Genomic DNA, 21,180 nt, shown 5'->3' on the forward strand with positions numbered 1-21,180 from the left:
ACATATGTCTGGAGGATTAGTTACAGCTGCATACATTGTTGCCGCGATCCTGTTTATCTTCAGTCTGGCCGGGCTTTCAAAACATGAAACGTCTCGCCGGGGTAACAACCTCGGTATCGCCGGGATGGCGATTGCTTTAATTGCAACTATCTTTGGACCGGATACTGGCAACGTTGGCTGGATCTTACTGGCAATGGTCATCGGTGGGGCGATTGGTATCCGTCTGGCGAAGAAGGTTGAAATGACCGAAATGCCGGAACTGGTGGCGATCCTGCATAGCTTCGTTGGTCTGGCGGCGGTGTTGGTTGGTTTTAACAGCTATCTGCATCACGACGCGGAAATGGCGCCGATTCTGGTGAATATTCACCTGACGGAAGTGTTCCTCGGCATCTTCATCGGTGCGGTAACCTTCACGGGGTCAGTCGTGGCGTTCGGTAAGCTGTGCGGTAAAATTTCGTCTAAACCGCTGATGCTGCCAAACCGTCACAAAATGAACCTGGCGGCACTGGTTGTTTCCTTCCTGCTGCTGATTGTGTTTGTTCGCACTGAAAGCGTTGGCCTGCAAGTTCTGGCATTGCTGATAATGACCGCCATTGCGTTGGTTTTCGGCTGGCATTTGGTGGCTTCCATCGGTGGCGCAGATATGCCCGTGGTGGTGTCGATGCTGAACTCTTATTCTGGTTGGGCAGCGGCAGCGGCGGGCTTTATGCTCAGTAATGACCTGCTGATTGTGACCGGTGCGCTGGTCGGTTCTTCGGGTGCCATCCTTTCTTACATCATGTGTAAGGCGATGAACCGTTCCTTTATCAGCGTCATTGCGGGTGGTTTCGGCACAGATGGTTCTTCCACCGGTGACGATCAGGAAGTTGGCGAGCATCGCGAAATCACTGCGGAAGAGACGGCAGAATTGCTGAAAAACTCGCACTCGGTGATCATCACCCCAGGCTACGGCATGGCGGTCGCGCAGGCGCAATATCCGGTGGCAGAAATCACCGAGAAATTGCGTGCCCGTGGTATCAATGTGCGTTTCGGTATTCACCCGGTTGCAGGTCGATTACCGGGGCATATGAACGTATTGCTGGCAGAAGCGAAAGTGCCGTATGACATCGTGCTGGAAATGGACGAGATCAACGATGACTTTGCTGATACCGATACTGTGCTGGTGATTGGCGCTAACGATACGGTTAACCCGGCGGCGCAGGATGATCCGAAGAGTCCGATTGCTGGTATGCCTGTGCTGGAAGTGTGGAAAGCACAGAACGTGATTGTCTTTAAACGCTCGATGAACACCGGCTATGCTGGCGTGCAAAACCCGCTGTTCTTCAAAGAAAATACCCACATGCTGTTTGGTGACGCCAAAGCCAGCGTGGATGCAATCCTGAAAGCCCTGTAACCCTGACGGCCTCTGCGGAGGCCGTTACTCTTTATTGAGATCGCTTAACAGGACGGCGATGCTTTGGCCTCCCGCCGTTTGTTCAAGCGCAATTTTGACAATAATCGTCAACGGCACGGAAAGCAGCATTCCCACCGGTCCTAACAACCATCCCCAAAAAATTAACGACAAAAAAACTACCAGTGTGGAAAGCCCCAGTCCGCGCCCCATGATGCGCGGCTCCAGAATATTGCCGAAGACCAGATTAATCAGCAGATATCCCGCCAGTACCAGTAACGCCTCATAGAAACCATTAAACACCAGTACCTGAGCGATAGGGGGGATAGCCGCGAGAACCGAACCAATGTTAGGGATGTAATTAAGCGCGAAGGCCAGTAATCCCCAGACAAAAGCGAAGCGAACATCGAGTGCGGCGAGCATCGCCCAGGCGACCAGACCGGTGATGATGCTGATGGCTGTTTTCAGCACCAGATAATGCGACACACTGTCAATGGCGCGCTGGATCGCCGCCATACCTTCGACCGGGCGCGCCATCATTTGCTGGAGTTTGCCGGGAAGTTGTGGCACTTCGAGCAGCATAAACAGCACCGTCAGCAACAATAAAAATATGGATGACATGGCATTAGATAACTGTGTCAGCAAGTTGGTGAGCAACGTCATCGCCGCGTTCGGATCAATGTAATGCGCCAGTTGGTCAACCGAGACATCAATACCCGCGCGTTGTAATAAAGGCTCCAGAACTTGCAGAGGCTTTATGATTGAGCTGCGATACTGTGGCAAAGTGCGGGTCAGCTCATTAAGCGTTGAGCCGAGATAGGCCAGTAATAGCACCATCGCCATCACGATGATTATCATTAAAATCGACACAGCCAACACACGCGGCACGCGCCAACGAACCATGCGTTGTACCAGCGGATGAAGAATGACTGCGATAAATAGGGCAAGGATAAAGGGTACGATGATATCGGCGGCAAAACGGATACCGCAGAGAATAATGACCAGCATTCCCAACATAATGACTATTTTTAGACCATTGAGCGTGATGATCGGCTTTGCCATGCGTATCCCCATTTTTTCTTTCTTCGCTAATAATATTTTCTTTTTAGCCGTGGCATTATAACGAAAATCAAACTCCTCAGGTAAAGAAATGAAAATGTTTTGAGTTAATTCTTAAGCTATGATACAAATCAGACGTGTACAACTACCGAGGACAATTATCATCCGCGATGACGAGAAGCAACACTGCGGATAATTGTAATATTATGGACAATTTGTTCAGGACGTTATTTTCTACATTTACTCATTTTCGTACCTCAACCACCATCTTGCTCGCAGGTGAGCAACACTGGCGCAACGCGCTTTAGTCCCTTCCTCTGCCAAAGCTGGCGCTCTGCGCTGGGCTGAATACTTTTCTTTTGGTTTCGCTGAGTCGAGCGAATGTTAAAATAATTCTCTTGCAGGGGAAGGACGATGTATATTTATTGGGTTTTATTAGGTCTGGCTATTGCCACAGAAATTACCGGCACGCTGTCAATGAAATGGGCGAGCGTTAGTGAGGGAAGCGGCGGTTTTATTTTAATGCTGGTGATGATTTCGCTGTCATATATATTTCTCTCTTTCGCCGTGAAAAAAATAGCACTTGGCGTGGCTTATGCTCTGTGGGAAGGTATCGGTATTTTATTTATTACGCTATTTAGTGTTCTGTTATTTGACGAAAGCTTATCGCTGCTAAAAATTGCCGGGTTAACAACCCTGGTGCTCGGGATTGTGTTGATTAAATCTGGTACTCGCAAAGTGCGTAAACCCTCGCTGGAGGTGAATCATGGCGCAGTTTGAATGGGTTCACGCCGCCTGGCTGGCACTGGCAATCGTGCTGGAAATCATTGCTAACGTCTTTTTGAAATATTCTGACGGCTTTCGCCGCAAAGTCTATGGCTTGCTTTCGCTGGCAGCGGTGCTTGCGGCCTTTAGCTCACTCTCCCAGGCAGTAAAGGGCATAGATTTGTCGGTGGCGTATGCGTTGTGGGGCGGGTTTGGTATTGCTGCCACGTTAGCCGCTGGTTGGATCTTGTTTGGTCAACGTTTAAATCGCAAAGGCTGGGTTGGTCTGGTCTTGCTGTTGGCTGGAATGATTATGGTGAAACTCGCCTGATGACCACGCTGCCCGATAATGCGGGCAGCGTTTGAACGTTATTTCCGGGTCAGTTCTTCGAGTTTGTCGCGAAAACCGGTGACAGAAATGGCCCGGTTATCGGCGCGCCAGCGATCTTTTGCTGCAGGAGCTGAACTTTGTACCCCAATTAACTGCCAGCCGTCATCAGTATGAAGCATCAGTGGCGAACCACTGTCACCTGGTAGGGTATCGCACTGGTGCGACATTACCGAGGTTTGCGCCCAGCCGGTTATTTCGCAATTTTGATGACTGTACAACGTATCGAGATGATCTTCAGGGTATCCCGCCTGAGTCACTTTACGACCCGCAGCTTTTAATGCAGCGGTAAGCGCGGTTTTATCTCCCTCAAATAACGGCAACGGCGTAATGCCCGAAGGGGGATTGCGCAGCACAATCAAACCGAAATCCCACGGCGCGGCTGCGGGGGGAACAATCCAGCCATCCCCATCCGGCTTTAACCGCTTCCCTAGCGTCGGATCAACGCGGCCTTCGATGTCGTGGATCTCATAGCGCCAAAGACCTTTATTTGACACAAAACGCAACGCAACTGCTTTATCCGCTTTGCCCTTCGGCGGCGTTAATAAACAGTGTCCTGCCGTTAATGCCAGGTTCGGCGCAATTAGCGTCGCCGTACACAAATTGCCGCTGGCCGTTTCTAGTTGCCCAACCGCATCCCACGGCGATTGGCTCGTGTTATTTACTGATACACGATCATCATGACCAAAAAATAGGGTGCTGACCTCATTATTGGTCGATTTATGATCGTCCGGTTTATCCGCAAACACAAATGCAGATGTCAGACTAATTGCACCCAGTACTACAGCAATGGTTGTACGCATATCACACTCTGGTGAGTAATTATGATTATTAAAAGCAAACCCTCGTAAATACTATAGACGGGACGGGATGAAAGTGGGAGTAAAATCAGATAACTACGCTCAGGAAAGATAAAAACAGGTGGCAATCAGGGCGCATAAAATAAGGGTGATAAGAATGAACTCAAAGCGATAACGGCCCACCATAGTACCCTCCGCTAAAGGCGGTGTTAAACGTTATCCGTTTAACACCGTAATTTTCAGGCGCGAGGGGGCGCGCCATTATTACTGCCGAAAACTTACGCGGCTGGTTGTACAACGGGTTTTGCAGATTGCTGCTGGCTGTGTTTTTTGCTGTGCTTTTTGGCTGCCTGTGCTTTTTGCTCAGGCGCTTTCTGTTCATTTTTCGCTTTTTTATGATGCTTTTTAGCCGCCTGCGCTTTTTGGGCAGGCGCCGCTTTATGCTGTTTTTTATGATGCGTTGTTTTTGCAGCCGCTGCTTTGGTGACTGTAGCAGTCGGAGCAGGCGTGGTCGCAGTTTCTGCAGCAAATGCGACAGAAGAGAGACCCATAGTAGCGGCAACAACCAGAGCTAATACTTTTTTCATTGTCATACCCTCAATTTTGTTTTTTATGCAACCCCACTGCGGGGCCGATGTCATGACTATATCTCTGGAAATGACAGGTTTCCGTGAGTGGTTGGTTTCGGCATGTAACGATATGTACAAAGCGGATAACGATGACGAAGGAAATAATAACGTATTGTAACGTAAGGCAAATTTCCCACCAATATCGGTAGTATTGAATAACTTAACTTTTTCACTACCTATAAATTGGTAGAATCACTGTGTATTTGCAATAAATGACACACAGCAAAATGAATCCGCTAATTTGGGTATTTATTATCCTGATGACGTTAGATGCTCTGCGAGAAATGGCAGGCGCTTCGTCTATTTTGGGGTGGTTATTAACGTTGAGTTGAGCAAGCAATAAGTCCGGACAGAAATTTAACACATCGTCCGGACTTATTTTTTCAGGCGTGCAGCCGATGATGTAAACGTGTTCCGACCAGAATAGCGACCACCAGCATCAGGGCAATAAATGCACTGACGCCGTTCCAGCCATAGTTATGCCAGAAGACGCCACCTAATGTTCCGGCAATGCTTGAACCCAGGTAGTAACAGAATAGATAAAGCGAAGAAGCCTGGCCTTTGGCGCGTTTAGCACGAGGGCCAATCCAGCTACTGGCAACAGAATGAGCGGCAAAAAATCCGCTTGAGAAAAGCATCATACCGATAAAAATGAGCCAAAGTGAGCTGAACAATGTCAGGATAAGACCCAAAAGCATAACACCTGTCGAAAATAACATCACCGGGCCACGACCGAAGCGGGTAGTCATGGTGCCTGCTTTTGGCGAACTCCAGGTGCCTGTCAAATAGACCAGCGATAATAACCCAACCACTGCCTGGCTAACATGCCATGGGGAGAGCATCAACCGATAACCGATGTAATTAAACAGCGTTACGAATGAGCCCATCAGCAAAAAACCTTCGACGAATAATAAGGGGAGTCCCCGATCGCGCCAGTGCAGACGGAAGTTAATAAACAGTGTTTTTGGGCGCAGTGAAGAAGGACGGAAATGACGTGATTCCGGGAGAATTTTCCAGAACATTAACGCCGAGGTCAGGGCGAAACAGCCGATAGCCGCCAGCGCAATTCGCCAGTTAAAGAAGTCAGTAAATACACCGCTGATTAAGCGCCCGCTCATGCCGCCAATCGAGTTGCCGCTGATATACAGTCCCATTGAAAAGGCCACAAAACTGGGGTGGATCTCTTCGCTAAGGTAGGTCATACCAACAGCAGCTACACCACTTAACGACAGGCCAATCAAGGCGCGCATAATCAAAATGCCGTGCCAGCTGGTCATCATTGTCGAAAGTAACGTACAGATGGAGGCCAACAGTAGCGCCGTCACCATCACTGGCTTGCGACCAATGGCATCGGATAGCGGGCCAGTAAACAGCAAACCGATAGCTAACATCGCCGTTGAAATGGACAGTGAAATACTACTGTTAGCAGGCGTTAAGCCAAATTCTTGCGAAAGCACCGGAAGAATAGGTTGCACGCAATAGAGAAGCGCGAAGGTTGCCAGCCCGGCAGAGAATAGCGCCAGGGTGACACGCATAAATTGCGGTGTACCGCGTTTAATGAATTCGTTTGGCTGGGAAAGGGGTTGCTCGTCAGTGTCGCTTGCCGGAGCGCCATCAACAGTTGTAGTACGACTCACTTGAAATCCTTGCTAATTATGCCCGTGATGTGGGATTAGGAATAGAGTAGGAAAATCGAATTGTTATGTCTAATATATTAATAATCTCAAATAAGATGTTTAAGATATGAATATTGAATTGCGTCACCTCCGGTACTTTGTTGCCGTTGCGGAAGAGCTGCATTTTGGACGCGCGGCTGCCCGCCTGAACATTTCGCAACCGCCGCTAAGTCAGCAGATTCAGGCTCTGGAGCAACAAATTGGCGCGCGACTGTTGGCACGAACCAACCGCAGCGTGCTGCTTACGGCAGCAGGAAAGCAGTTCCTTGCTGATAGTCGGCAAATCCTGTCTATGGTGGATGACGCAGCCGCTCGCGCTGAGCGTCTGCATCAGGGAGAAGCGGGAGAGTTACGCATTGGCTTTACCTCGTCGGCACCCTTTATTCGCGCAGTGTCTGATACCTTATCGCTATTTCGCTGTGAATTTCCTGATGTCCATTTGCAGACGCGTGAGATGAATACTCGCGAGCAAATAGACCCTCTTACCGAAGGGACGCTCGATATGGGGTTGTTACGAAACACCGTGTTGCCGGAGACGCTGGATCACGCGGTAATCGTGCATGAACCGCTTATGGCGATGATCCCGCACGATCATCCTTTGGCAAATAAACCGAAGGTAACGCTGGCGGAACTGGCAAAAGAACCGTTTGTTTTTTTTGATCCGCACGTAGGGACGGGGCTGTATGACGACATTATTGGCCTGATGCGGCGTTATAATCTGACTCCGGTCATCACCCAGGAAGTGGGCGAGGCGATGACGATCATCGGTCTGGTTTCCGCCGGTCTTGGTGTTTCGATTTTGCCCGCCTCTTTTAAACGTGTCCAACTCAATGAAATGCGCTGGTTACCTATTGCTGAAGAGGATGCGGTTTCTGAAATGTGGCTGGTTTGGCCAAAGCATCGTGAACAAAGCCCGGCAGCGCGAAACTTTCGTATTCAGCTGATGAATGCACTCCGGTGAGGGATAATTCAGCAAAAAAAACCGAAAAATGTGCTGTCAATCACATGACGAAGTAAAAATTTGACGACGCATATTGAAGTACTTCACCATAACCTACAGATTATTTCGGAGCGCGAAAATATAGGGAGTATGCGGTGGTTGCTGAAAACCAGCCTGGGCACATTGATCAAATAAAGCAGACCAACGCGGGCGCGGTTTACCGCCTGATTGATCAGCTTGGTCCAGTTTCGCGTATCGATCTTTCCCGGCTGGCGCAACTGGCGCCAGCCAGTATCACCAAAATTGTCCGTGAAATGCTCGAAGCGCACCTGGTGCAAGAGCTGGAAATTAAAGAGGCGGGGAACCGTGGTCGTCCAGCGGTGGGGCTAGTGGTTGAAACCGAAGCCTGGCACTATCTTTCTTTGCGCATTAGTCGCGGGGAGATTTTCCTTGCCCTGCGCGATCTGAGCAGCAAACTGGTGGTGGAAGAGTCGCAGGAGCTGGCGTTGAAAGATGACTCGCCACTGCTGGATCGCATCATTAATCATATTGATCAGTTTTTTATCCGCCATCAGAAAAAACTGGAGCGTCTAACTTCGATTGCCATAACCTTGCCGGGAATTATTGATACGGAAAATGGCATTGTGCATCGTATGCCGTTCTATGAGGACGTAAAAGAGATGCCGCTCGGCGAAGTACTGGAGCAGCACACCGGTGTACCGGTTTATATTCAGCATGATATTAGCGCATGGACGATGGCTGAGGCCTTGTTCGGCGCATCACGCGGAGCACGCGATGTGATTCAGGTGGTGATTGATCACAACGTGGGTGCTGGTGTGATTACCGATGGTCATTTGCTACACGCGGGAAGCAGTAGCCTTGTGGAAATTGGTCACACTCAGGTCGATCCCTACGGGAAACGCTGTTATTGCGGTAACCACGGCTGCCTTGAAACCATTGCTAGTGTTGATAGTATTCTTGAGCTTGCACAATTACGTTTGAATCAATCTATGAGTTCTATGTTACATGGGCAGCCATTAACTGTGGATTCATTGTGTCTGGCTGCGTTGCAGGGCGATCTGCTGGCAAAAGATATTATTACTGGCGTGGGGACGCACGTCGGGCGAATTCTTGCCATTATGGTGAATTTATTCAACCCACAAAAAATACTGATTGGTTCGCCGCTAAGCAAAGCTGCAGAGATCCTGTTCCCTGTAATTTCTGACAGTATCCGTCAGCAGGCGCTTCCCGCCTACAGCCAGCATATTAGCGTCGAGAGTACCCAGTTCTCTAATCAGGGGACGATGGCGGGGGCGGCGTTGGTAAAAGACGCGATGTATAACGGTTCTTTGTTGATTCGTCTGTTGCAGGGTTAACATTTTTTAACTGTTCTACCAAAATTTGCGCTATCTCAAATTGAGCCAGGAACGCATAACTTAGACTTCCAAAGTTGAATTATTTTCCTGGCTTATATTTGTGAAGCATAACGGTGGAGTTAGTGATGCTGAAGCGTTTCTTTATAACAGGTACAGACACTTCTGTGGGGAAAACAGTGGTTTCCCGCGCATTGCTACAAGCGTTAGCCTCCCAGGGAAAAACGGTTGCGGGGTATAAACCCGTGGCGAAGGGGAGCAAAGAGACACCTGATGGGCTACGTAATAAAGATGCCCTGGTGTTGCAGAGTGTTTCATCAATTGAACTGCCTTATGAAGCAGTCAATCCCATAGCGTTAAGCGAAGAAGAAAGCAGTGTGGCGCACAGTTGCCCGATCAATTACACCCTTATTTCAAATGGCCTGGCTAATCTGACTGATAAAGTCGACCATGTGGTTGTTGAAGGTACTGGTGGCTGGCGTAGCCTGATGAATGACCTGCGTCCGCTCTCTGAATGGGTGGTTCAGGAGCAGCTACCCGTGTTGATGGTGGTAGGTATTCAGGAAGGTTGTATTAACCATGCGCTTCTGACAGCACAGGCGATTGCCAACGACGGACTGCCGCTGATTGGCTGGGTGGCTAACCGTATCAACCCAGGGTTAGCACATTACGCTGAAATCATTGATGTATTGGGTAAAAAACTCCCGGCACCGCTTATTGGTGAGCTTCCTTATCTGCCTCGCGCAGAACAGCGTGAACTGGGGCAATATATCCGCTTATCCATGCTGCGTAGTGTGCTGGCGGTAGATAGAATCACGATGTAACGTCCGCGACATTACTGACGCAATCACACAAGCAATCAATAAACCGGGGAGTAGCTGATACTCCCCGGTCATTTCACATATCATCAGTGTCGACATAATGGGCGCATGTGTAGTCGCAGCCAGTAGTGTTGCCATCCCGGTTAGCCCAAGTAAAAGCGTAATTCCTTCACTGTCAGTAAACCATAACCCCAGGCTCCGGGCATACAACATGCCAATTGCCAGTCCGATAAATAAGGTCGGCGTAAACACTCCCCCAGGCGCGCCGGAACCACTGCTGGCCAGCACGGCAACTAGCTTGCAGAGGAAGATCACGGCAATGCCCATAAACAGTGGCGGGGCTGTTAAAAAGGATTGCACCGTACTATAGCCGTTGCCCCACACGGCAGGAGTGAGCAGGGAAAGCAGACCCACGATTAACCCTCCCAATGCCAGTTGCCAGGGCGGTGCAAGTTTTAGATTAATAAAACCCTGATGACTGGCGTTCATTAGCTTTAAAAACAATGGACCGCACAAACCCATCAGCACGCCTGTACTGATAATCAGTGCATAGTCACGAGCCTGAATCATCATGGAGAGTTGCACGCTGTAGAGCAAAGCATTGCTGTGATTAAGAAGATTGCTAATAAGCAATGCCACTACGGCAGAGATTACTACTGGTGCAAGGGAGGCCAGCATCATGGTGCCAAACAATACTTCGGCAATAAATAAACTCCCGGCAAGTGGGGCGCGATAGGCTGCTGCCATCCCCGCAGCCGCGCCACAGGCAATCCACAATTTCCACTCTTCGCGTGGGGTAAAACGTTGGGCAAACCAGGATGCAGCAAGTGCCGCCAACAGGATCATCGCACCTTCACGACCAATGGCGCTGCCGCTGGTCACCACCAGCAAAGAAGCGAAGGATTTAATCAGACTGGTGGCGTAATCAAACTGCCCATCGGTTTGTAACGCCTCCATATAATCGGTAGGCGCATGGGGGCGTTGTTGAGTGAGTTTCTGCCAACCCATCAGCAACAAACCAGCCGCCAGTCCGCCGAGCGCCGGCGTTAGCAGCCGACGCCACGGAGAAAGGTTCGTTGCTGCATTGACCAGACTGCCGGAGTCATTATTGAGGAACAGCCACTCCAGTAGCAGCATCGCATGACGAAACCCTGCAACGGCAAAGGCCGCCAGAATGCCTACGACCATTGCGATAAGCAGGCGGCGGAACATGGTGCGCAGATCCGGGTAGACATGTAGATGTTGCATGAGCAGAAACGGCAAATTAAACACGGGTCTCTATTTTGCGGGAAAAGAAGCCTGGCGCAAAAGCTGTGCGTGCTTTATGTGGTATTAAGCGTGACGTTGTCACTTACTGGAGCCGAAAGGCGTGCAGTTCACGCCCTTCGGTCTTACTCAGGATTATTCAGCGAAACAGGGGTTTTACCGCGACAGGAATCAGCAACTGTGACTGCCATTGTGTCAGCGTTAAACGAGCCAGCTCACCGAGCGTGCGATAAAAAGGGTGTTCCGCCTTCTCGATAAACACCTCAAGAAAGCGTGTTGACCACGGTAAAAGATGCCAGGCCAACAACTCTTCGCACTCGGTCTGACGACCGTTCTCTGCCAGCCATGCTGCCATCAACAGCAGCGAACCAAAATGATCTTCCGGTTCGTTTTGTTTCATTTCAAACTGAATGCCTTTTTCGCGCATCCATTGACGAAGCGCCAAAGTAGAATCGCCAAACAGCACCGATTCGCGATCCAGCCAGACAGATCCCCACGGAGGAGAGGGTAGCGCCCACGGCCCGACAAATAATCGTTGCCAGGCCTGAGTACGCGACTCTTCACATTCTTCCTTAAAAGCCGTTGCCAGCGGCGCTAATGACGTTTGTGATAAAGGCCACTGGGTGACCCAATCGTCACTGGTTAGCGCAGAAACCAGTGGAGAGGCCTCTTTACTCTCAGGAGCGTAATAAAACAGCGCGCCCAGCACGCGCGCCGCGACAGAAAAATTATCTTGTTGTGAGAAATGCGTCATTCCTATCATCCTGAAACGTGCGGTTTATCCCGCACCAATTTGTTAACCTGCGATGGCCATTCTGAACATTATGTGCAGGCCATAAACGAGCGCACGCCCGATCATCTCACCGCAGGTGTCCCAGCTAGCGGACACTGCCTGCGCATAACAATACCACACGGCAGGCCTGATATGATGCGTAAGCATCGTATCAGGCAGTCACAGGTTTATTAATGCGATTCCGCAGGCTCATTATCATGGGTTGGCTGGGTGTGGGCAGAAACATTACCGCTGGTGGTGCGGGTGTAGAGAATTTTATGCGTGTCGTTAGCGCAATGCCCGACGACCTGTGAATCAGGCTGGTCGACCTGATCATTCGGCACAATACTTAAAGTGAAGCCACTTTCTGGTACGCCGTTATTGATAATACGCTGTGAAATATCACTTTTTATGCGCTCACATGAATCCGACGCGGCGAGCACTGTGGATGAGGCCAGGGTGAGCAGAAGTGCGGCACTGCAGGCTATGATTTTCATCATTGGCTCCTTACATGAATATTACTAAATAAGCATAGCATTTCACGTGTAAATTACTGTATTTACTACTATGATTGAGAATCATCTCTACTGTCTGGTGATTGATGTGAATTACAAATTACTGCCATGTTTGCTTGCGATAATACTCACAGGATGTGACCGTACAGAGGTAACTCTTTCATTAACGCCAGAAATGGCCAGTTTCTCTAATGAATTTGATTTTGACCCGCTGCGTGGGCCGGTTAAAGATTTCACTCAGACGTTAATGAATGAGCAAGGGGAAGTCACGAAACGTGTTTCGGGGAATTTATCGGAAGAGGGCTGTTTTGATTCCCTCGAATTACTGGATCTGGAAAATAATACCGTGATTACCCTGGTGTTGGATGCAAATTATTATCGGGATGCACAGACGCTGGAGAAAAGAGTACGTCTACAGGGAAAATGCCAGTTAGCAGAATTACCTTCTGCCGGTGTAAGTTGGGAAACTGATGATAATGGTTTCGTGGTTAAGGCCAGCAGCAAACAGATGCAGATGGAATATCACTATGATGATCAGGGTTATCCGCTGGGGAAAACGACGAAAAGTAACGACAAAACGTTATCTGTCAGCGCCACACCATCAACGGACCCGATCAAAAAACTGGATTATACGGCAATTACTTTACTGAATAATCAACAGGTTGGTAATGTCAGACAGACTTGTGAATATGACAGCCACGCGAATCCAGTGGACTGCCAATTAATCATTGTGGATGAGGGAGTAAAACCCGCCGTCGAACGGGTTTACACCATCAAAAATACCATTGATTATTATTAATACTATTGCGCGGTCGGTTTTAGTAGAGTTTGCCCTTGCGTTTTATGTTCCGCCAGATACTGATGCTGGAATATGCACATGCGAATGGCATTACGATATTGACCGTTAATAAAGAATTCATGCATCAGTTCACCTTCGACCGTAAAACCGAGCTTACGATATATATGAATCGCTTTCTCATTCTCTTTATCAACAATCAGATAAAGCTTATAAAGATTAAGAACAGTGAAACCATAATCCATCGCTAATTTCGCGGCGCGGGTTGCCAGACCTTTACCTTGGTATTCCGGGGAGATGATTATCTGAAATTCTGCGCGGCGATGGACGTGGTTAATTTCTACCAGTTCCACCAGACCTGCCTTTTCGCCATCACATTCCACGACGAAACGACGTTCACTCTGATCGTGAATATGTTTATCGTACAGATCAGAGAGTTCAACGAAGGCTTCGTAGGGCTCCTCAAACCAGTAACGCATCACGCTGGCGTTATTGTCGAGTTGATGCACATAGCGTAAATCTTCACGCTCCAGCGGACGTAGCTTAACACTGTGGGCGCTAGTCATAACGTGTCCTTACATTCCTTATATCAATAACAGGTTAGGGGATGATTACGCGACCAGTACGACGATCCAGGCAGCGTAAAGTATTCGGCTCCCAGTAGGCATTAATGTTGGCACTCTGCTCGCATTTATCGCGGTTATCAAATGCGGCGTCGGCTTTATCCCATTCTTTCTCGGTGCGTTTGTTGATTTTTTGACGCAGATTACGCGTGTCATTCCATTGCTCTTTTTCCATTGCTGCCTGCTGGCGACTCTGTGCGCTGTCGCCAGATTCAATCACCAGTTTGTTGGTTTCTGCATGGGTAGTTGCGCTAAATGCCAGTGCGCAAGGCAGCAGAAAAGCGAGCAGGCTGAGTTTTTTGCAGAGAGTGATATTCATGATCTATTCCTTACATGAATGATTAAGGGCGATTTTACACGATCCACTGTGAACGCGAAACGTACCAGAGGATGTCTATGTTGATGATATTATGTCGTCCTATAAATATACATGATGTCAATGAGTGACAAAGATGATTAAAACAACGTTACTGTTTTTTGCTACCGCTTTGTGTGAAATCATTGGTTGTTTTTTGCCCTGGCTGTGGCTGAAACGGAATGCCAGTGTCTGGTTGTTGGTTCCGGCGGGAATTTCCCTGGCGCTTTTCGTCTGGCTGTTAACGTTGCATCCAGCAGCAAGTGGGCGAGTTTATGCAGCATATGGCGGTGTTTATGTCTGTACGGCGCTCCTGTGGCTGCGGGTTGTGGATGGAGTGAAGCTCAGTCTCTACGACTGGACGGGAGCGATAATTGCACTTTTCGGCATGTTGATTATTGTTGCTGGCTGGGGACGCGCCTGACTTATCTGATATAACTCATGTTTTGTTATCAATAATATACGCACTAGTCGATCCCCGAAAAAACAATAAAGTTTGACTGTTTTTAGAACTATTCACGGCGCAAATATGCGCCTTTTTTTGTGATCGCTCTGGCTTTTCTTGATCTTAATACTTGTATGGTAGTAGCTCAGTTGCGTAGATTTCATGCATCACGACAAGCGATGCAAGGAATAGAACATGAAGATCGTAGGGGCTGAAGTTTTTGTTACCTGTCCGGGACGTAATTTCGTCACCTTAAAAATCACCACCGAGGACGGTATTACCGGTCTTGGTGATGCCACTCTGAACGGGCGCGAACTTTCCGTTGCGTCCTATTTGCAGGATCATATCTGTCCACAACTTATAGGCCGCGATGCCCATCGTATCGAAGATATCTGGCAGTTTTTCTATAAAGGCGCTTACTGGCGTCGCGGCCCTGTCACCATGTCGGCTATTTCCGCTGTTGATATGGCGCTGTGGGACATTAAAGCCAAAGCCGCAAACATGCCGCTTTACCAACTGTTAGGTGGGGCTTCCCGTGAAGGCGTAATGGTCTATTGTCATACCACCGGTCACAGTATTGATGAAGCACTGGATGATTACGCTCGCCATCAAGAACTGGGATTCAAAGCTATCCGCGTGCAGTGCGGTATTCCCGGTATGAAAACGACTTACGGTATGTCCAAAGGAAAAGGGCTGGCTTATGAACCTGCGACCAAAGGGCAGTGGCCAGAAGAGCAGTTGTGGTCAACGGAAAAATATCTCGACTTTATGCCAAAACTGTTCGACGCAGTGCGCAATAAGTTTGGCTTTAATGAGCATGTACTGCATGACATGCACCATCGTTTAACACCCATTGAGGCGGCACGTTTTGGCAAAAGTATTGAAGATTATCGCCTGTTCTGGATGGAAGATCCGACACCCGCAGAAAACCAGGAGTGCTTCCGCCTCATTCGCCAACATACCGTAACGCCAATTGCGGTGGGGGAAGTCTTTAACAGCATCTGGGACTGCAAACAGCTGATTGAAGAACAACTCATCGACTATATCCGTACAACGCTGACCCACGCTGGCGGCATCACAGGTATGCGCAGAATTGCCGATTTTGCTTCGCTTTACCAGGTACGTACTGGCTCACATGGTCCTTCCGATTTGTCGCCAGTCTGCATGGCTGCGGCGTTGCACTTTGACCTGTGGGTGCCGAATTTCGGCGTCCAGGAGTATATGGGCTATTCAGAACAAATGCTTGAAGTCTTCCCGCACAACTGGAGCTTCGATAACGGCTATATGCATCCTGGTGATAAGCCAGGCATTGGCATCGAATTCGATGAAAAGCTGGCGGCAAAATATCCCTACGAACCTGCCTATCTACCAGTCGCACGTCTGGAAGATGGCACGCTATGGAACTGGTAAGGAGTCATACAATAATGAAAAGTATTTTAATTGAAAAACCGAATCAACTGGCGATTATCGAACGTGAAATTCCGACCCCGGCAGTGGGTGAAGTACGAGTAAAAGTGAAACTCGCGGGAATTTGTGGATCGGATAGTCACATTTATCGCGGTCATAATCCGTTTGCGAAATATCCGCGCGTCATTGGTCACGAATTTTTTGGTGTGATTGATGCCGTAGGTGAAGGTGTGGATAACGCCAGAGTTGGCGAACGTGTTGCGGTAGATCCCGTAGTCAGCTGCGGACATTGTTATCCATGCTCAATGGGTAAACCCAACGTTTGCACAACTTTAGCTGTATTAGGTGTTCACGCTGATGGCGGTTTTAGCGAATATGCAGTCGTTCCGGCGAAGAATGCGTGGAAAATTCCCGATGGGGTGGCTGATCAGTTCGCTGTAATGATCGAACCTTTTACCATTGCGGCGAACGTTACTGGACACGGTCAGCCGACTGAAGATGACACCGTGCTGGTTTATGGTGCCGGCCCGATTGGTCTGACTATCGTTCAGGTATTGAAAGGTGTTTATAACGTTAAAAATGTGATTGTCGCCGATCGTATTGATGAACGACTGGATAAAGCGAAAGAGAGCGGGGCAGACTGGGCGATTAATAACAGCCAGACATCGCTTGGCGAAATATTCGCTGAAAAGGGCATCAAACCAACATTAATTATTGATGCTGCTTGCCATCCTTCCATTTTGAAAGAAGCGGTTATGCTGGCTTCTCCGGCGGCACGAATTGTGTTAATGGGCTTCTCCAGTGAACCGTCTGAAGTCATTCAGCAGGGAATTACCGGCAAGGAACTCTCTATTTTTTCTTCCCGGTTAAATGCCAATAAATTCCCGGTAGTTATCGACTGGTTAAGCAAAGGGTTAATTAATCCTGATAAATTAATTACCCATACATTTGATTATCTGCATGTTGCTGATGCCATTTCATTATTTGAAAAGGATCAAAAGCATTGTTGCAAAGTTTTACTCACGTTTTCTGAATAATACCAATAATAGCGAATAAGCATTACGCATCTTACCTCTTATTTAGAGATAACAATTATGACAATAGATAAACATGAAAGAAGCACTAAGGATTTAGTGAAGGCAGCGGTATCAGGATGGTTAGGTACGGCACTTGAATTTATGGATTTTCAGTTATACTCGCTCGGTGCAGCGTTAGTATTCCATGAAATATTTTTCCCGGAATCGTCAACCGCAATGGCGTTAATTCTGGCAATGGGAACTTACGGTGCTGGTTATGTTGCACGTATTGTCGGAGCATTTATTTTCGGCAAAATGGGCGACAGAATAGGGCGTAAAAAAGTGCTCTTTATTACCATCACCATGATGGGGATCTGTACTACCTTAATTGGTGTGTTGCCGACCTATGCGCAGATTGGTGTTTTTGCGCCAATCTTGCTGGTGACGTTGCGTATTATTCAGGGGCTGGGGGCAGGTGCGGAAATTTCCGGTGCCGGTACGATGCTGGCGGAATATGCGCCGAAAGGTAAGCGCGGAATTATCTCCTCATTTGTGGCTATGGGTACTAACTGCGGAACCTTGAGCGCAACGGCAATCTGGGCCTTTATGTTCTTTATTCTTAGTAAAGAAGAACTGCTGGCATGGGGATGGCGTATACCGTTCCTGGCGAGCGTTGTCGTGATGGTCTTTGCTATCTGGTTGCGAATGAACCTGAAAGAAAGCCCGGTTTTTGAGAAGGTTAACGACAGCAACCAACCTACAGCAAAACCTGCACCTGTCGGTAGCATGTTCCAGAGCAAATCCTTCTGGCTGGCAACAGGTCTGCGTTTTGGACAGGCAGGAAACTCAGGTCTGATTCAAACTTTCCTTGCTGGTTATTTAGTGCAAACTTTGCTGTTTAATAAAGCAATTCCCACAGATGCATTAATGATCAGTTCTATTATCGGTTTTATGACGATTCCTTTCCTCGGTTGGTTATCCGATAAAATTGGCCGTCGTATTCCTTATATCATTATGAATACTTCAGCTATTGTCCTGGCGTGGCCAATGCTTTCTATCATTGTAGATAAAAGCTATGCACCGGGCACCATCATGGTTGCACTCATTGTGATTCACAACTGTGCGGTGTTGGGATTATTTGCCCTGGAAAACATTACCATGGCAGAGATGTTCGGCTGTAAAAACCGCTTTACCCGAATGGCAATATCTAAAGAAATTGGTGGTCTTATCGCTTCAGGGTTTGGTCCTATTCTGGCCGGTATTTTCTGTAACATGACAGGATCCTGGTATCCGATTGCAATAATGATTATGGCTTATTCCGTCATCGGCTTAATTTCCGCGCTGAAAATGCCAGAAGTTAAAGACCGCGATTTGAGTGCGCTGGAAGATGCTGCAGAAGATCAACCGCGCGTTGTAAAAGCTGCGCAACCTTCAACAAGTCTGTAAATCCAGAATCCCTTCTCTTAGTGAGGAGGGATTTTTATTCATATAACAAACCATTCAGCTTGCCATATTTAAATTAAAGGAAACGTCATGGGAAATAATTTGTTATCCGCAAAAGCGACACTCCCTGTTTATGATCGTAATAACCTGACGCCAAAAATTGTTCATTTAGGGTTTGGCGCATTTCATCGCGCGCATCAGGGCGTGTATGCCGATATCCTGGCTGCCCAGCATCACAGCGATTGGGGCTACTATGAAGTGAATCTGATTGGCGGCGAACAGCAAATCGTCGATCTTAAACAGCAAGATAATCTCTATACCGTTGCGGAAATGTCGGCTGATGCGTGGACCGCTCGCGTCGTTGGCGTCGTGAAAAAGGCGCTGCACGTACAAATTGATGGCTTAGAAGCCGTGCTGGCCGCGATGTGTGAACCGCAAATCGCAATTGTCTCTCTGACAATCACCGAAAAAGGGTATTTCCACTCTCCGGCGACCGGACAGTTAATGATGGATCACCCGATGGTAGCTGCCGACTTGCAAAATCCCCACCAGCCGAAAACAGCAACAGGCGTGATTGTCGAGGCGCTGGCTCGCCGTAAAGCCGCAGGATTTCCCGCGTTTACCGTTATGTCATGCGACAACATGCCAGAAAACGGTCACGTTATGCGTGACGTTGTCACTTCATACGCCAGAGCAGTGGATGTAAAACTGGCGCAATGGATAGAGGAAAACGTGACTTTCCCATCGACAATGGTGGATCGCATTGTACCCGCAGTGACGGCGGAAACGCTGGATAAAATCGAACAACTTACCAACGAGCGCGATCCGGCAGGCGTGGCGTGTGAACCGTTCCGTCAGTGGGTGATTGAAGATAATTTTGTTGCCGGACGCCCGGAATGGGAAAAAGCAGGCGCTGAACTGGTCAGCGATGTGCTGCCTTATGAAGAGATGAAACTGCGTATGCTCAACGGCAGCCACTCCTTCCTGGCTTATCTGGGCTATCTGGCGGGATATCAGCACATTAACGACTGTATGGAAGATGAAAATTATCGTCATGCAGCACATGCCTTGATGTTGCAGGAACAGGCGCCCACGCTGAAAGTACAGGGTGTAGATCTGCAAGATTATGCTAATCGATTGATTGAACGCTACAGCAACCCGGCTTTACGCCACCGAACCTGGCAGATTGCAATGGACGGTAGTCAGAAACTGCCACAGCGGATGTTGGATTCAATTCGCTGGCATCTGGCGCATGACAGCGCGTTCGGTCTGTTGGCGCTGGGCGTCGCTGGTTGGATGCGTTATGTTGGTGGTGTTGATGAACAGGGAAAACAGATTGAGATTAGCGATCCGTTACTAGCGGTCATTCAAAAGGCTGTGCAAAGTAGTGCCGAAGGGAAAACGCGTGTGCAGTCGTTGATGGCGATTAAGGCGATATTTGGTGATAATTTGCCGAACAATAGCTTGTTTGTTGCAAAGGTGACGGAAGCGTACTTGTCTCTATTAGCGCATGGCGCGAAAGCGACCGTGGCGAAATATATCGAGAGGTAAAAACAGCAATGCCGCCATCGGCGGCATTCACACGCTTAGTTCATGCCGAGACGAATCAGGTCCAGAGGCGCGAGTTTTTCATCACAACCTTCAACAACCACGGTTTTACCGCGACGGATTTGCTCTGCGGTCAGACCTTCAGTGTCAATCGACAGGATCTTGCCAGTGTGACCGGTGCCGCTAACCATAACACGGCTGCCAGTGGTGATTGCGTTACGGTTACGATCGTAGGTCGTCATAGGTGTTTTCTCCTTTCTGATTTACAGTCGAAGCCCACGTAACGGGCGCAATATAAATACTCCTGTCGAGTGAATATTTTTTTGTTTATGATCAAGTTCACATCTTTTTTGATGCTTGCATGAACCAGAAGAAAGGGATGGGCTCTCACCCCGGATGGGATGAGAGGAAATGAATTACTCTTCGCTAAACCAGTCGCTATTTTCCTGGCGGATCAGCTGCACGGATTCACTTATTTCCTGCAAATGCAGAGTCATTGCTTTTTCTACCGCATCACCATCATGTTTTTGTAGAGCAGTAAAAATATCCATATGTTGACGTAACAACATATCAGGTGGCGATACGTGGTCAAAGCTCATATAGCGCACGCGGTCAACAGTTGCTTTCAGGTTTTCAATGGTGTCCCACGCAAGCTGACAGTCGGCAATCTGCGTCAGAATTTGATGGAAGTTATCATCCAGCTCAAAAAAATCATCCAGTTGTTTGCGTTCAATGGCAATACGTTGTTGGTGGAGATTTTGCTCAAGCTGATAGCACTGGCTATCGGTAATCATGCTCGCCGCCCGGCGGGCGACGGCACACTCAATAGCCTGACGAATAAAACTACCGTTGCGTACCTGAGTCATGGAAATTTTATTGACGTAGCTGCCACGCTGCGGGCGAATTTGAATCAGGCCGTTTTCTGCCAGTTTTATGAAGGCTTCACGAACCGGCTGGCGTGACACATTGAAACGAACAGAAACTTCTTTTTCCGACAACGGTGTGCCCGGTGGAATTAGACAATGGACAATGTCGCGGCGAAGAATACGATAAATCTGCTGATTGACAGGTTGTGTGGGATTAAGTTGCGTTTCGACGGTCATTCGTTCTTGCTTGTGAGTGGGTTAACTCAGTGAGTCTACCACTTTTTTGT

General features: G+C 48.5%; 26 protein-coding genes. 14 read left to right on the forward strand and 12 right to left on the reverse strand.

Annotated elements, in window-relative coordinates:
* Positions 1-4 precede the first annotated feature (4 nt).
* Positions 5-1,393, forward strand: a complete 1,389-nt coding sequence (gene pntB, locus A7Z06_RS09345; protein ID WP_000014065.1) for a Re/Si-specific NAD(P)(+) transhydrogenase subunit beta — start codon at positions 5-7, stop codon at positions 1,391-1,393.
* A 24-nt stretch (positions 1,394-1,417) separates the two neighbouring features.
* Here the strand turns inward: pntB and tqsA are convergent, their stop codons facing one another.
* Positions 1,418-2,452: an AI-2 transporter TqsA gene (gene tqsA, locus A7Z06_RS09350; protein ID WP_001118201.1), complete on the reverse strand. Its 1,035-nt coding sequence runs from the start codon at positions 2,450-2,452 to the stop codon at positions 1,418-1,420.
* Between the two features lie 134 nt (positions 2,453-2,586).
* Between tqsA and A7Z06_RS22420 the strand changes: the two genes are divergently transcribed.
* The 3 genes from A7Z06_RS22420 to mdtI all read left to right on the forward strand — a co-directional run bounded on the left by A7Z06_RS22420 (position 2,587) and on the right by mdtI (position 3,545).
* Complete coding sequence (locus A7Z06_RS22420; protein ID WP_085948676.1) at positions 2,587-2,757, forward strand: protein YdgV; 171 nt, start codon at positions 2,587-2,589, stop codon at positions 2,755-2,757.
* Positions 2,758-2,863: 106 nt separating this feature from the next.
* The gene (mdtJ, locus tag A7Z06_RS09360) at positions 2,864-3,229 is read left to right on the forward strand and encodes a multidrug/spermidine efflux SMR transporter subunit MdtJ (protein WP_000276160.1); all 366 of its coding nucleotides are present in this window, start codon (positions 2,864-2,866) and stop codon (positions 3,227-3,229) included.
* Positions 3,216-3,545, forward strand: coding sequence for a multidrug/spermidine efflux SMR transporter subunit MdtI (gene mdtI / locus A7Z06_RS09365; RefSeq protein ID WP_000046659.1), 330 nt, complete (start codon positions 3,216-3,218; stop codon positions 3,543-3,545). Before mdtJ ends, mdtI begins: the two co-directional genes overlap by 14 nt.
* 38 nt (positions 3,546-3,583) lie before the next feature.
* On the opposite strand, the gene A7Z06_RS09370 is transcribed toward mdtI, so the two are convergent.
* The 3 genes from A7Z06_RS09370 to asr form a co-directional block, all read right to left on the reverse strand.
* Complete coding sequence (locus tag A7Z06_RS09370) at positions 3,584-4,405, reverse strand: trypsin-like serine peptidase (RefSeq protein WP_001260826.1); 822 nt, start codon at positions 4,403-4,405, stop codon at positions 3,584-3,586.
* A gap of 99 nt (positions 4,406-4,504) precedes the next feature.
* Positions 4,505-4,588, reverse strand: coding sequence for a hypothetical protein (locus A7Z06_RS09375; protein WP_000233094.1), 84 nt, complete (start codon positions 4,586-4,588; stop codon positions 4,505-4,507).
* A gap of 92 nt (positions 4,589-4,680) precedes the next feature.
* Positions 4,681-4,989 carry an acid resistance repetitive basic protein Asr gene (asr, locus tag A7Z06_RS09380; RefSeq protein ID WP_000756321.1) on the reverse strand — a complete coding sequence of 103 codons (309 nt, stop codon included), beginning with the start codon at positions 4,987-4,989 and terminating at the stop codon, positions 4,681-4,683.
* 269 nt (positions 4,990-5,258) lie between these two features.
* Between asr and A7Z06_RS22425 the strand changes: the two genes are divergently transcribed.
* Positions 5,259-5,363 (forward strand): KPN_01571 family protein, encoded by a 105-nt coding sequence (locus A7Z06_RS22425; RefSeq protein ID WP_212592170.1) that lies wholly within the window; start codon positions 5,259-5,261, stop codon positions 5,361-5,363.
* A 51-nt stretch (positions 5,364-5,414) separates the two neighbouring features.
* Here A7Z06_RS22425 and A7Z06_RS09385 read toward each other — a convergent pair whose 3' ends face one another.
* Complete coding sequence (locus A7Z06_RS09385) at positions 5,415-6,668, reverse strand: MFS transporter (RefSeq protein ID WP_105279403.1); 1,254 nt, start codon at positions 6,666-6,668, stop codon at positions 5,415-5,417.
* 106 nt (positions 6,669-6,774) lie between these two features.
* Here A7Z06_RS09385 and A7Z06_RS09390 point away from each other — a divergent pair, with 106 nt between their 5' ends.
* The 3 genes from A7Z06_RS09390 to bioD all read left to right on the forward strand — a co-directional run bounded on the left by A7Z06_RS09390 (position 6,775) and on the right by bioD (position 9,844).
* A complete protein-coding gene (locus tag A7Z06_RS09390) occupies positions 6,775-7,668 on the forward strand; it encodes a LysR family transcriptional regulator (protein ID WP_105279404.1) in 894 nt (297 codons plus the stop codon).
* A 134-nt stretch (positions 7,669-7,802) separates the two neighbouring features.
* A complete protein-coding gene (mlc, locus tag A7Z06_RS09395) occupies positions 7,803-9,023 on the forward strand; it encodes a sugar metabolism global transcriptional regulator Mlc (RefSeq protein WP_000225268.1) in 1,221 nt (406 codons plus the stop codon).
* A gap of 125 nt (positions 9,024-9,148) precedes the next feature.
* The gene (gene bioD, locus A7Z06_RS09400; protein ID WP_000919215.1) at positions 9,149-9,844 is read left to right on the forward strand and encodes a dethiobiotin synthase; all 696 of its coding nucleotides are present in this window, start codon (positions 9,149-9,151) and stop codon (positions 9,842-9,844) included.
* Here the strand turns inward: bioD and clcB are convergent.
* The 3 genes from clcB to A7Z06_RS09415 form a co-directional block, all read right to left on the reverse strand.
* Positions 9,797-11,089 carry a voltage-gated ClC-type chloride channel ClcB gene (clcB, locus tag A7Z06_RS09405; RefSeq protein ID WP_071987965.1) on the reverse strand — a complete coding sequence of 431 codons (1,293 nt, stop codon included), beginning with the start codon at positions 11,087-11,089 and terminating at the stop codon, positions 9,797-9,799. The two genes, bioD and clcB, sit on opposite strands and share 48 nt — an antisense overlap.
* Positions 11,090-11,246: 157 nt before the next feature.
* The gene (dmsD, locus tag A7Z06_RS09410) at positions 11,247-11,861 is read right to left on the reverse strand and encodes a Tat proofreading chaperone DmsD (protein WP_000148722.1); all 615 of its coding nucleotides are present in this window, start codon (positions 11,859-11,861) and stop codon (positions 11,247-11,249) included.
* A gap of 209 nt (positions 11,862-12,070) precedes the next feature.
* Positions 12,071-12,376: a DUF1161 domain-containing protein gene (locus tag A7Z06_RS09415; protein ID WP_000690952.1), complete on the reverse strand. Its 306-nt coding sequence runs from the start codon at positions 12,374-12,376 to the stop codon at positions 12,071-12,073.
* A gap of 106 nt (positions 12,377-12,482) precedes the next feature.
* Here A7Z06_RS09415 and A7Z06_RS09420 point away from each other — a divergent pair, with 106 nt between their 5' ends.
* Positions 12,483-13,193 (forward strand): YnfC family lipoprotein, encoded by a 711-nt coding sequence (locus A7Z06_RS09420; protein ID WP_077629694.1) that lies wholly within the window; start codon positions 12,483-12,485, stop codon positions 13,191-13,193.
* 2 nt (positions 13,194-13,195) lie between these two features.
* On the opposite strand, the gene speG is transcribed toward A7Z06_RS09420, so the two are convergent.
* Both speG and A7Z06_RS09430 read right to left on the reverse strand, forming a co-directional pair.
* Entirely contained in the window at positions 13,196-13,756 is a 561-nt protein-coding gene (gene speG / locus A7Z06_RS09425) for a spermidine N1-acetyltransferase (RefSeq protein WP_000199501.1), read from the reverse strand.
* 34 nt (positions 13,757-13,790) lie between these two features.
* Positions 13,791-14,132, reverse strand: a complete 342-nt coding sequence (locus tag A7Z06_RS09430) for a DUF1283 family protein (RefSeq protein ID WP_001027858.1) — start codon at positions 14,130-14,132, stop codon at positions 13,791-13,793.
* A gap of 133 nt (positions 14,133-14,265) precedes the next feature.
* Between A7Z06_RS09430 and A7Z06_RS09435 the strand changes: the two genes are divergently transcribed.
* From A7Z06_RS09435 to A7Z06_RS09455, 5 genes are all read left to right on the forward strand, one after another.
* Entirely contained in the window at positions 14,266-14,592 is a 327-nt protein-coding gene (locus A7Z06_RS09435; RefSeq protein ID WP_010346477.1) for a YnfA family protein, read from the forward strand.
* Positions 14,593-14,808: 216 nt separating this feature from the next.
* Positions 14,809-16,023 (forward strand): starvation-sensing protein RspA, encoded by a 1,215-nt coding sequence (gene rspA, locus A7Z06_RS09440; protein ID WP_000706278.1) that lies wholly within the window; start codon positions 14,809-14,811, stop codon positions 16,021-16,023.
* Positions 16,024-16,037: 14 nt separating this feature from the next.
* Complete coding sequence (locus tag A7Z06_RS09445) at positions 16,038-17,057, forward strand: Zn-dependent oxidoreductase (RefSeq protein ID WP_000836028.1); 1,020 nt, start codon at positions 16,038-16,040, stop codon at positions 17,055-17,057.
* A gap of 57 nt (positions 17,058-17,114) precedes the next feature.
* On the forward strand, positions 17,115-18,482 hold the full coding sequence (ydfJ, locus tag A7Z06_RS09450; RefSeq protein ID WP_105279405.1) for an MHS family MFS transporter YdfJ: 1,368 nt from the start codon (positions 17,115-17,117) through the stop codon (positions 18,480-18,482).
* Positions 18,483-18,569: 87 nt separating this feature from the next.
* Positions 18,570-20,030, forward strand: a complete 1,461-nt coding sequence (locus A7Z06_RS09455; RefSeq protein WP_105279406.1) for a mannitol dehydrogenase family protein — start codon at positions 18,570-18,572, stop codon at positions 20,028-20,030.
* A gap of 35 nt (positions 20,031-20,065) precedes the next feature.
* On the opposite strand, the gene ydfZ is transcribed toward A7Z06_RS09455, so the two are convergent.
* Positions 20,066-20,269: a putative selenium delivery protein YdfZ gene (gene ydfZ / locus A7Z06_RS09460; protein ID WP_000214710.1), complete on the reverse strand. Its 204-nt coding sequence runs from the start codon at positions 20,267-20,269 to the stop codon at positions 20,066-20,068.
* 174 nt (positions 20,270-20,443) lie between these two features.
* Entirely contained in the window at positions 20,444-21,130 is a 687-nt protein-coding gene (rspR, locus tag A7Z06_RS09465; RefSeq protein WP_000215570.1) for a DNA-binding transcriptional regulator rspR, read from the reverse strand.
* Between the last annotated feature and the right edge of the window lie 50 nt (positions 21,131-21,180).

Origin of the sequence: Escherichia sp. MOD1-EC6819, from assembly GCF_002965765.1 — a bacterium.
Classification (GTDB): Bacteria; Pseudomonadota; Gammaproteobacteria; order Enterobacterales; family Enterobacteriaceae; genus Escherichia; species Escherichia ruysiae.